13 protein-coding genes are annotated in these 10,360 nt (G+C 44.5%); 11 read left to right on the top strand and 2 right to left on the bottom strand.

Annotated elements, in window-relative coordinates; translation table 11 throughout:
• Positions 1 to 195: 195 nt before the first annotated feature.
• On the bottom strand, positions 196 to 627 hold the full coding sequence (locus IV71_RS03865) for a DUF16 domain-containing protein (protein ID WP_010017742.1): 432 nt from the start codon (positions 625 to 627) through the stop codon (positions 196 to 198).
• Between the two features lie 327 nt (positions 628 to 954).
• Between IV71_RS03865 and IV71_RS03860 the strand changes: the two genes are divergently transcribed.
• The 11 genes from IV71_RS03860 to IV71_RS07910 all read left to right on the top strand — a co-directional run bounded on the left by IV71_RS03860 (position 955) and on the right by IV71_RS07910 (position 9,343).
• On the top strand, positions 955 to 1,269 hold the full coding sequence (locus IV71_RS03860) for a SemiSWEET family transporter (protein WP_029489962.1): 315 nt from the start codon (positions 955 to 957) through the stop codon (positions 1,267 to 1,269).
• Positions 1,270 to 1,392: 123 nt separating this feature from the next.
• A complete protein-coding gene (gene recG, locus IV71_RS03855) occupies positions 1,393 to 3,426 on the top strand; it encodes an ATP-dependent DNA helicase RecG (RefSeq protein WP_010017745.1) in 2,034 nt (677 codons plus the stop codon).
• 36 nt (positions 3,427 to 3,462) lie between these two features.
• Entirely contained in the window at positions 3,463 to 4,491 is a 1,029-nt protein-coding gene (gene plsX / locus IV71_RS03850; protein ID WP_029489963.1) for a phosphate acyltransferase PlsX, read from the top strand.
• A gap of 64 nt (positions 4,492 to 4,555) precedes the next feature.
• Positions 4,556 to 4,807, top strand: a complete 252-nt coding sequence (gene acpP, locus IV71_RS03845) for an acyl carrier protein (protein WP_010017748.1) — start codon at positions 4,556 to 4,558, stop codon at positions 4,805 to 4,807.
• A 49-nt stretch (positions 4,808 to 4,856) separates the two neighbouring features.
• On the top strand, positions 4,857 to 5,324 hold the full coding sequence (locus tag IV71_RS03840) for a SprT family protein (RefSeq protein ID WP_029489964.1): 468 nt from the start codon (positions 4,857 to 4,859) through the stop codon (positions 5,322 to 5,324).
• Positions 5,325 to 5,354: 30 nt separating this feature from the next.
• Positions 5,355 to 5,588, top strand: coding sequence for a hypothetical protein (locus IV71_RS03835; RefSeq protein ID WP_010017750.1), 234 nt, complete (start codon positions 5,355 to 5,357; stop codon positions 5,586 to 5,588).
• A gap of 101 nt (positions 5,589 to 5,689) precedes the next feature.
• Positions 5,690 to 6,712, top strand: a complete 1,023-nt coding sequence (locus IV71_RS03830) for a substrate-binding domain-containing protein (protein WP_010017751.1) — start codon at positions 5,690 to 5,692, stop codon at positions 6,710 to 6,712.
• A gap of 95 nt (positions 6,713 to 6,807) precedes the next feature.
• Positions 6,808 to 8,175: an MFS transporter gene (locus tag IV71_RS03825; RefSeq protein ID WP_029489965.1), complete on the top strand. Its 1,368-nt coding sequence runs from the start codon at positions 6,808 to 6,810 to the stop codon at positions 8,173 to 8,175.
• Positions 8,176 to 8,267: 92 nt separating this feature from the next.
• Positions 8,268 to 8,897, top strand: coding sequence for a uridine kinase (udk, locus tag IV71_RS03820; RefSeq protein WP_010017753.1), 630 nt, complete (start codon positions 8,268 to 8,270; stop codon positions 8,895 to 8,897).
• A 111-nt stretch (positions 8,898 to 9,008) separates the two neighbouring features.
• A complete protein-coding gene (locus IV71_RS03815; protein ID WP_010017754.1) occupies positions 9,009 to 9,197 on the top strand; it encodes a hypothetical protein in 189 nt (62 codons plus the stop codon).
• Between the two features lie 5 nt (positions 9,198 to 9,202).
• Entirely contained in the window at positions 9,203 to 9,343 is a 141-nt protein-coding gene (locus IV71_RS07910) for a hypothetical protein (protein ID WP_010017756.1), read from the top strand.
• 54 nt (positions 9,344 to 9,397) lie between these two features.
• Here IV71_RS07910 and IV71_RS03810 read toward each other — a convergent pair whose 3' ends face one another.
• Positions 9,398 to 10,261 (bottom strand): MurR/RpiR family transcriptional regulator, encoded by an 864-nt coding sequence (locus IV71_RS03810; protein WP_010017758.1) that lies wholly within the window; start codon positions 10,259 to 10,261, stop codon positions 9,398 to 9,400.
• Positions 10,262 to 10,360 lie beyond the last annotated feature (99 nt).

Raw genomic sequence — 10,360 nt, 5'->3', positions numbered from 1 at the left:
GTATTAAAGCAACGATTAACGTGGTTACCACCTTTTCGGCCATTTTCTAGGATTCCTGGAGAATGGCTTTTTTTGTTTGGAAATGTTGATGTGAAGTGGTTTATAGCTGATTAATTATCATCAGTTACCTTTTACTTTAAAAAAATGCCATACACATACCAAAAAAGACTATCTTTCAAAAGATAGTCTCCTTCATCAACGTGTCGTCACCATCAGAGTCGCAATGGCGATTAGTGTGGCGATGTACCAAGCCCATTGTCGCCGGTTGCTTCTTTCGATTCGAGCGGTTAACAGTTCATTTTGGGATTGTAAACGTAAGTCACTGTTTTTTTCCATTGTTTGGAAATTCTTCTCCATCATCTTGAAACTTTTTTCATGTACTGCGAAGTTCTTTTCCATCACATCGAGTCGGTCGTCGATACGATCTAAACGATTATTGACCTTTCCGAACTGAATATCGATTAATTTGAATTGTTGGTCAATTCGTACAAATTGTTGGTCAATCCTTACAAATTGTCGATCAATTTGTTTGAAATTTTGCTTTACTTCCGTTTTAAATTCTTGAAATTCCTTTTGAGTGACCCAATCAGGGGGTGAGGGAATTGGCATTGCATCATTTGCTGTCATGATGACCTCCTATTTATTTACTGCTATTTGGTAATACGGTTTATTGATGAAATTTTCTAACTATAGTTTATCGACTTTTTTTGTTTGAATTGATTGATATCACGAAAGGGTATATAGCAGAACTGATTTTCTAATGAAACTATGTTTTAAACTGCACAATATAGCTTTTTCAAACTGTGACAAAAGGTAATGGCGCCTTAGAATTCGCCTTTCGCACATAATCAGAATTGAACAAATTCGGGTATTTCAATTAGCCAATCTAGCAAGTATGTTATAATGGTTTTAATTATTCGAGCGAATAATGGATAGGAGATATAATTCATGGGAATGCGTGTTGATAATTATGTTGATCCAAAAGAAAAGAAGGAAGTTGATGACAAGCGCATCAAGATGTTGAAGCTGTTTTCTAAAGTAGCGACAGCAACTTGTATCTTGATGTATGTTTCATACATCCCTCAAATTATTTCGAACTTCTCTGGTAACCCTGTGAACCCAGTTCAGCCAGCAGTTGCGATGATTAACGCAACGTTGTGGACGGGTTATGGTTGGTTGAAGACCTACAAGGATTGGCCAATCATCATTTCGAACGTGCCAGGAATTTTCTTTGGACTGTTAACCATTATCACGATTTACGTCCACTAAGATTTGATTACTAACAAAGGTAGCGCCAATTGGGGCTGCTTTTTTTGTGCCAATAATACCGTGCTTTTCTTTTATTTTGTCGGGGTGGTAAAATATTGCTTATTGAAATGAGAGGAGTCGACGATGTCACTTGCATTAGCTGATAAAGTCAGTGCCCTATCTGGCGTTGGCCCGAAGCGGGAAAAAGCGCTACAAGAACTAGGCATTTTTACTATTAACGATTTGCTTACTTACTATCCATATCGCTATGATGACCTTGGTGAAAGACTTCCCTCAGAAACATTGGATGGGGAAAAAGTGACTTTTAAAGGGGTCATTTCCACACCCGCCATTGTTCGTCGCTTTGGAAAACGGTCGCAAACGGTTCTTGGCCTTCTCGTTGACCGTGAAAACGTCCGGGTGACTTTTTTTAACCAACCATGGATCGTCAAAAATCTAGAAGTTGGTCAGGAAGTGGCCATTTACGGTACCTATAACGCGGCGAAAGCCTCGTTGACCGCTATAAAATTGGTGCCGGCCTCTGCTGATGGTTTGGCGCCGATTTATCCGGTGTCAAAGGGGATTAAGGCAAAGACCGTTGCTGAATTAGTGGAGCAGGCCTGGGGACAAATGCGGGGCAGCATGCCCAATCTTGTGCCAGCAACGCTCCGTGCTAAGTACCGCCTCCTTGATAAGAATCAGCAGGTCGAATACGCTCACTTTCCCAAAGATAAGGTCGAATCAAAAGCCGGCCGGCGTTCGGCCGCTTTTGAAGAGTTCTTCCTTTTCCAAATGCGCTTACAGTTGATTAAACAAGCAGACCAACGTTTCCTTGGCGAGGCCCTACAGTATGACCGTGAAAAGGTGATGGCCTTCATCAAGGCATTGCCCTTTCAATTAACGGACGCACAAAAACGGGTGGTTGACGAAATTTTGGCCGATCAAGCAGCCTCGCAACACATGAATCGTTTGCTTCAGGGGGATGTTGGTTCCGGAAAAACGGTCGTGGCAGCTATCGCCATGTATGCGGCGGTGACCGCTGGCAACCAGGGAGCCATTATGGCGCCGACTGAAATTTTAGCTCAGCAACATGCCAAGGGTTTAGCCAAGCTCTTTGATGCCGCTGGTATTCCATTACGTGTCGAACTGTTGACCTCGGGGTTGAAAGCTGCCCAAAAACGACAAATTCTTGAAGATTTGGAATCTGGTGATATTGATATTGTGGTTGGCACCCACGCTTTGGTACAAGACGGGGTTCATTTTCATCACCTTGGGTTAGCCGTGATTGATGAACAACATCGTTTTGGTGTGAAACAACGGGCGAAGTTGCGTGAGGGGGGCGTCAATCCTGATATCTTAGCCATGACGGCCACGCCAATTCCGAGAACGTTAGCCATAACCGCCTATGGGGAAATGGAAGTGTCGGTAATTGACGAACTGCCAGCGGGACGAAAGCCGATTATTACGCGGCACCTTTCAAACCGGCAACATGACCAAGCGATGGCGCTGCTAAAGTCTGAATTGGCCAAGGGGGCCCAAGCTTACGTGGTGACCCCCTTAATTGAAGAATCAGAAAGTCTGGACGTGCAAAACGTGACGGCGGTTTATCAGGAGCTGCAAGAAGCGCTCCCAGATTACACCGTTGGCCTCTTACATGGCCGCCTGCCCAAAGAGGATAAGGACACGTTGATGGCCGGCTTTAGCCGCAATGAAGTGCAGGTACTGGTTGCGACGACTGTTGTCGAGGTTGGGGTGGATGTGCCCAACGCCTCAGTTATGTTAATATTAGATGCTGACCGTTTTGGGCTGGCGCAGCTGCATCAGTTGCGTGGTCGTGTGGGTCGTGGAGAACGTCAATCCTATACGATTCTCCTGGCGGATCCAAAAACGGATTACGGAAAGGAACGACTGGCAGCACTCGTTGAAACGACGGATGGCTTCGAATTAGCCCAAAAGGATCTCGAATTGCGAGGTTCTGGTGATATTTTGGGGACGAAGCAGTCGGGCATGCCAGACTTTAAAGTCGGGGATCCAATCAAGGACTTAACCATGCTGACGATTGCCCAAGAAGAGGCATTGAAGGTCGTTCGACAGCCCGACTGGGAAAAAGAAGTTGATAACCAAGCCTTGGTTGAGCACCTTTCCGAAACGATGGCGGCCTATCGGCACTTTGATTAATAAATAGAAATAGCTTTTTTAAGGAGAATAATCGTGATTAAGATTGCAGTTGATGCCATGGGCGGTGACTTTGCCCCAGAAGAAATTGTGAAAGGGGTGGAAGCCGCTCGTGACCGTTATGATGATTTGACGTTCCTACTCTTTGGAACAGAAAATCAGGTAAAGCCCTTGATTCAAAACATGGACCGTTTGACTTTGATTGGAACGACGGAAGAAATCGAGATGGGTGAAGAACCCGTGAAGGCCATGAAAAACAAGCCAAACTCTTCTTTAGTTCGGGCTGCTCAAGCCGTTAAAGATGGGCAAGCAGACGCTTTCTTCTCGGCTGGAAACACTGGGGCAATTTTAGCGGCTTCAATCTTTATCATTGGCCGGATTCGTGGCGTGGAACGTCCTGCTTTGGCCTCTGCCTTTCCATGTTTTGGAGGCGGTCATGACGAGTTTGTCTTCATGGATCTTGGCGCAAACGCTGAAAATAAGCCATCGCATCTCTACCAGTATGGTATTTTGGGTAGCTTTTATGCCGAATCTGTTATGGGAATCAAAAATCCCCGTGTCCGCTTGTTGAACAATGGGGGTGAAGAAGATAAGGGCGATGAGATTCACAAGGCCGCCCATCAACTGATGAAGGATACGGATGCTTTTAATTTCTTAGGAAATGTGGAATCCCGCGAAATTATGGATGGCACGGCCGACGTGGTTGTGGCAGATGGCTTCTCAGGAAATGCAACTTTGAAGGCAATCGAGGGAACGGCTTTGACCATGATGGACCAACTTAAGCAGTCCATTAAGGGTTCTGGAATCCGCGGTATGTTGGGGGCATTGCTCTTGAAGCCGGCTCTGCGTTCATTGAAGCATAAGCTCGACTTTAACGAAAACGGTGGAGCCGTTGTTTTGGGTGTTAAGGCGCCGGTTGTCAAGACACATGGATCTGCTAAAGCGAATGCGGTGGCCAATTCAATGGGTCAAATTAAGCGGATGGTTCAAGAAAACCTTGTTGGAAAAACAACCGATTTCATTAAGGAAAATGCTGAACAACTGAAAGTGAAAAAATCGTCAAAATAACTACCGCAAAGCGCCTTTTTTGTGGTAGTATAGGTTCGATTTGATTTAGCTTGAGGAGAGAGCAATGGCGTTATCGAAAGAACAAATTTACGAGAAGCTGGCGTGTGAAGTATCCAAACGATTTGAGGTGCCGCGAGAGACAATCGAGGGCGACCACGACTTTGTTAAGAAGCTCGGTGCTGATTCAATCGACGTCGTGGAACTCGTTGTTGAAGTGGAAGACGAATTTGATATTGAAATTCCAGACGAAGACCTCGACGAATTAACAACGCTAAATAAAGTAACTGATTATATTTATGACCACCAGGGTAAGTAACTTTTTAAAGAAGAAAGCTACCCAATCAACCAAGCAACAAAAACCTTGGATGAAGAGGATAGGGACTCCCGAACAGCTGGCTTTACAAAAGCAAGTTGAACAGGTGTCCCTTTCTGCTTTTGGTCTTCCTTTCAAACACCAGGCTGTTTTTAATGCCCGTTTGCAAACAACCGGCGGTCGTTACCATCTTTCTGATCATCACCTGGATTTTAATCCAAAGATGGCGGACCGTGACGACTTTGAGCAGGTGATTAAACATGAACTCTGTCATTATCATCTGCATTTAGCAAAGCGGGGTTATCGCCATGTTGATCAGGATTTCAAGATTTTGTTAAAACGAGTTGGCGGCAGCCGTTATGCGCCAGATGTTGGGGCGCGTCGGCAGGTTGCCAAGCCCTATCATTATGTTTGCGAGAATGGTCATCCTTTTGATCGAGTTCGAGCGGTGAACGTGTCGCGCTACCGCTGCGGTCGCTGTCGTGGTCGCCTGTTTTTGGTTCGACAGGATGGAAAGTAACCACTCCAAGAAGAAAGAGAACGAATCGTCATGTTATACACCTGGTTAAAAATTGCCTGGGCCTTTTTAAATTTACTGGTCTATCCATTTCTATTTTTACTCGCCTACCACGGCCGTTTTTCTGTGACCGTGACCATTGTGAGCGCTTCACTTTTCTTTTTGCTGTCGAACGCTTGTTTTATTGCCATTATTTATTTTCAATACAAAAGTCGTCCCAAAGACCCCTTTGACAATCGTTCGGTGACCGAAAAGCACCATGAATGACTAACAAGAGTTGAGGTAAAGCGTTCACCCGTTATTTGCGGGGGAGCGCTTTTTTTGCTATGATAAATGGCAGAATTAAGCGCTTACAAAAGAGGTTTCCAATGGCTGAAGAAAAGAAAAACGCCACAATTTATGATGTTGCTGCGGCAGTTGGGGTTTCCTTGGCCACGGTTTCTCGAGTCGTGAACGGGTCCGAAAATGTTCGTCCCGCAACGCGTGATAAAGTCCGGGCTGCGATTGAAGAGTTGGGATATCGACCAAATGCGGTGGCCCGTGGCTTGGCTTCTAAGAAAACGACCACGGTTGGGGTTGTCATGCCAGACATGACGAATCTATTCTATTCTGAATTGACTCGTGGCATTGATGACGTGGCCAACATGTACCAATACGATGTTTTGCTCACCAACACTGATGATGATCCCAAACGAGCCGTGACCGCCATTCGTAATTTGGCTGATAAGCAAATTGACGGGTTGATTTACATGGGTAGCCAGCTGTCTAAACAGGTACAAGAGGCCATGAAAATGGCTGACGTGCCCGTCGTGTTGGCGGGCTCCGTTGATCAAAAGGGAATCCTGCCTTCCGTCAACATTGATTATCAGGCCGCCTTTGAAGAGGTGACGAATCGCTTTTTGTCGGAAGGACAAGAGCGAATCGCTTTAGTCATTGGATCGGCTGATCGGCCGATTGATGTGGATTATCGGCGGGCCGGCTATGGACTGGCATTGGAAAAAGTCGGTCGAGATGTGGATGAATCGTTGATTTTTTCAGGACCCCGTTCCTATGAGGATGGACAGGCATTGGCTGCACAAATACATGCGAGTGGTGCTCGAGCCGCGATTATATACGATGACGAGGTGGCTCTTGGGGTGTTGAACGGTTTGCAAGACGCCGGGGTGAAAGTGCCGGATGACTTTGAAATTGTTTCGGCCAATAACACGACTTTTACAATGGTGGCCCGTCCAGAACTGTCTTCAATTGACCAGCCAAAGTATGATATTGGTGCAGTTGCGATGCGTTTGTTAACCAAGTTAATGGACCAGGATTCACTCAATCAAAAGCAAGTGATTTTGCCACATACCATGGTGAACCGCGCATCAACAAAGTCTGCAAAAAGGAACTAATCTTGATTAGTTCCTTTTATTTAGAATGAAAATAAATTATTGCCTTTTGTAGTATCCTCCATTAAACTGTTTAGAGAAAGTTTTGGGAGGAAAGCATTTTGAAAAACATTCGAACATTATCACCATTTTCATTGGTGTTACTTTTTATTTCCTTTACCATGTCGATTTCACAGTCGACAATGACAACGGCTTATCCCATTTTGATGAAGCAGTTCGGTATTGATGCTGCCGCTGTTCAGTGGGTAACCTCCGCCTTTATGGTGGCCATGACGCTGGTCATGCCGCTGTCACCCTGGTTATTGGATAATTTACATTTGAAGGCCTTGTTAAACGTTATTGTGGCAACGTTCCTAGTTGGAACAGCCATTGCCATGGTGACACCAAACTTCTTGGGCGTCATTGTGGGCCGTTTGCTAGAAGGAATGGCCGTGGGCGCACTCTTCCCAACATACCAGGCGGTAATCATGGAAAACACGCCGAAGGAAGAACGTGGAATTGCTATGGGCGCCGTTGGGTTGGTTATGTCGTCCGCTCTAGCAGTTGGACCAATTGTGTCAGGGATTGTTTTGCAATTTGGGACATGGCGCTTGCTTTTTGCCTTTTTCTTCGTTGTTTTGTTGGCGTTGATTACGCTGATGCAGGGACAAATTAAGAATACGCATCAACTAAACAAGCGTGACTTTGACTTTTTGTCTGCCTTCTTGTTGATTGGTTTTGCCGGTATTTTGTACACGGTTTCCATTTTGCCAACAAAGGGTTGGTCAATTAGCTTGGCAGTGACACTGATCGTTTCAATTGTTTTGTTAGCAATCTTTGTGCGGCGTCAGTTAAAGCAGGATAATCCGTTCTTGGATTTGCGTGTTTTTGAACACCAGGGATACTTGCCAGCCATGTTATTGACGGGAATGTCTTATTCAGGATTGATTACGGCAACGGTCATTATGCCACTCTATTTTCAAAAGGTCTTTGGGCTTGCGCCACTATGGTCCGGCCTTTTGATGATTCCCGGAGCGGCTTTCTTGTCATTCTTGAATCCTAAAACGGGACGCTTGCTTGGTCAAATTGGGCTGCGTCCATTAGTGTTGATTGGATCAACAATGATGATTGCAGGGTATCTTTTCTTAGCGTTCTTTGGAACAAAGTTCCTCCTTCTGGCAATTATTGGTGCGATGTTGCTTGAAGGTGGTAACGCCTTCATTATGATGCCAGCCGTAACGGCCGCTTCGAATGCTTTGCCAAACCACTTAATTTCTCACGGAACGGCCATTATCACGACCATGCGCCAATTAATTGGGGCCTCTTCAATTTTACTAGCCGGAATCCTTATTGGTTTCTTCCACAACGTGCACAGTTATGGTCTGTCATTAAACATGACGGCTGGTTGGTTTGTTTTGATTCCACTTTCTGGTTATCTGTTGGCAACCCGCATCAAGGCGGTTAATCCAGACGTTGAAGTCGACTAATGTCGGCTTTTTTACTAGCTTTTGTTTGTAACATCACGTAAAATAGAAAAAATAAGTTTTTTTAAAATCTGGCGAGCATTGTGGAGGCTATCGTGGCAAAGAAACCGTTTTTAATTGGAATTACTGGTGGTTCAGGATCAGGAAAGACGACCGTTTCAAAGGCGTTGATTACACGACTTTCTGATAATAATCCAATTTTATTGCAACAAGACGTCTACTATAAGGATCAGTCAAACAAACCAATGGAAGAGCGGATGAAAACTAACTATGATCATCCGGATTCAATTGAAACGGACTTATTTGTTTCTGATTTGGAAAAGTTGATTCATCAAGAAGCAATTGATGCGCCCGTTTATGACTATGCTGCACACACCCGTTCAAAAGAAACCACACACATTGAACCGGGGGATGTCATTATTGTTGATGGTGTTTTGCTCTTTAACGATGCGCGAGTGCGTGATTTAATGGATCTCAAGGTCTATGTTGACACGGATGATGACATTCGCTTTATTCGTCGTTTGCAGCGGGATACACATGAGCGTGGACGTACGGTTGAAGGTGTGATTGAACAATATACCGCAACGGTCAAGCCGATGCACAACCAATTTGTGGAACCCACAAAGCGCTATGCGGATATCATAGTGCCTGAAGGTGGTGGTAACTACGTGGCCATTGATATGTTGATGAACCAGGCTATCGCGATGGTGAAAAAAGAAGATTAATTATTTGAAAAGATAGGGCGTCCTATCTTTTTTTAATTATTTTTATTCTAATCTCTTGCAAGTTTATTATAGAGTGCTATTATGTGGGTAAAGAAAAAAAGGAGGTTCATGATGGCAACTGAACGTGATGGATTAAAGGAAAACCGCGAATCATTTAAAAAGGCGGAAGTAAAGGAAGTCCGTGACAAGGCTGAAGAACAGCATGAACACCAAGATGCTGCAGTTGAACATGCTAAGCATAAGGACGCCCGTTATGACAATGAAGCTTTTGAAGCTGAAAAGAAGGAATACGAGGGGTAATTTTTATGGAAAAGCAACACGAATTTGAAGCAGCCGACGCACGCGAAGTTGAAGACGCAAAGCGCCAAGAAGTTCGCGATGAAAAGCAATCAGAATTTACGCTTTCATCTCACGAAGCTCGTGAAAAAAAGGCTGAAGACAAGTAAGCTACAAAAAAGAGGATTCGCTTAAGAATCCTCTTTTTTGTTGGCTTTTAATTTTTAATGGCGTCTTGTTCCTTCGATTACATCACGCATTGTGTCAACAACCGTTTGAGTGGCCTTTGGCAACTTCGAACCGGTTAGGGTGAAGAGTGTATCGACAATGGTTAGTTGGGCGATTAACGAAGACATTGATTCGGAACGATAATTAACCTCTTCTGCCAGCGAAAGAAGGACAATGTCAGCCATTTTAGCAAGGGGTGAATCACTAAAGGACGTGATGGCGATGAATGGTACGTGGTGCTCTTTCAGTTTTTGCGCTAAAAAGAGCGTATCATCGTTACGACCAGAATGTGAGATAACAACGGCAGTGTCTTGCGGTGTTAGTTTGACCGCTTGCATGAGCTGAATATCATAATCGGGATGTGAAATGACGTCAATGGGCGTTCTTAAGAACTTGTGGTAGGCATTAAAAGCCACAATAGACGAACCACCAATGCCAAAAAAGCCCACCCGCTTGGCAGAGATTAGCCACTCTAAGGCCTTATCCAAAGTCGAAGATGAGAGGGCATCCGACGTCATTGTTAGGGCGTTTTGGGCACCCGAAAAAACTTTTTGACGAATGGCCTTTGTGTTGTCATCATCCGTAATTTCACCGAAAAGGTCGACTGGTGGCTTGCTTTGTTGGTAGGAAGCTAGTGCGACCGAAAAGTCGCGATAGGATTCGAAACCAATTTTTTTAACGAAGCGCGAAATTGAAGCTGTCGAAACGCCTGTCTTTTTAGCCATTGATTGAATGGTATCTTGGGCTGCCTGATTTAGTTCCTTCAATATGTAGTGAATGAGTTTTTTTTCGGTTTGATTGTATTTGTTGGGTTCTTGCCCAAGTTGGGCAAAGATGGCCCGTGATTTACTTTCTAGCATGTTTTGGTCCTTTGTTCTCTTTACTATACCGGAGATGAAAGTTATTTTCAATTATGCCTTGTGTTCTGAAAAATATTTTCATATAATAGAAATGTAGTA

It is taken from the genome of Fructobacillus fructosus KCTC 3544, assembly GCF_001438695.1.
Taxonomy (GTDB): Bacteria; Bacillota; Bacilli; order Lactobacillales; family Lactobacillaceae; genus Fructobacillus; species Fructobacillus fructosus.
The sequence above is the reverse complement of the archived record's forward strand: the minus strand, read 5'-3'. Positions and strand labels throughout refer to the sequence as shown.

Excerpts from the sequence above, each read along its gene's own strand:
- IV71_RS03810 (WP_010017758.1), bottom strand. The coding sequence starts at position 10,261 with ATGCTAGAAAGTAAATCACGGGCCATCTTTGCCCAACTTGGGCAAGAA.
- recG (WP_010017745.1), top strand. The coding sequence starts at position 1,393 with ATGTCACTTGCATTAGCTGATAAAGTCAGTGCCCTATCTGGCGTTGGC.
- IV71_RS03815 (WP_010017754.1), top strand. The coding sequence starts at position 9,009 with ATGGCAACTGAACGTGATGGATTAAAGGAAAACCGCGAATCATTTAAA.
- IV71_RS03860 (WP_029489962.1), top strand. The coding sequence starts at position 955 with ATGCGTGTTGATAATTATGTTGATCCAAAAGAAAAGAAGGAAGTTGAT.
- IV71_RS03835 (WP_010017750.1), top strand. The coding sequence starts at position 5,355 with ATGTTATACACCTGGTTAAAAATTGCCTGGGCCTTTTTAAATTTACTG.
- IV71_RS03840 (WP_029489964.1), top strand. The coding sequence starts at position 4,857 with ATGAAGAGGATAGGGACTCCCGAACAGCTGGCTTTACAAAAGCAAGTT.
- IV71_RS03830 (WP_010017751.1), top strand. The coding sequence starts at position 5,690 with ATGGCTGAAGAAAAGAAAAACGCCACAATTTATGATGTTGCTGCGGCA.
- acpP (WP_010017748.1), top strand. The coding sequence starts at position 4,556 with ATGGCGTTATCGAAAGAACAAATTTACGAGAAGCTGGCGTGTGAAGTA.
- IV71_RS03865 (WP_010017742.1), bottom strand. The coding sequence starts at position 627 with ATGACAGCAAATGATGCAATGCCAATTCCCTCACCCCCTGATTGGGTC.
- IV71_RS07910 (WP_010017756.1), top strand. The coding sequence starts at position 9,203 with ATGGAAAAGCAACACGAATTTGAAGCAGCCGACGCACGCGAAGTTGAA.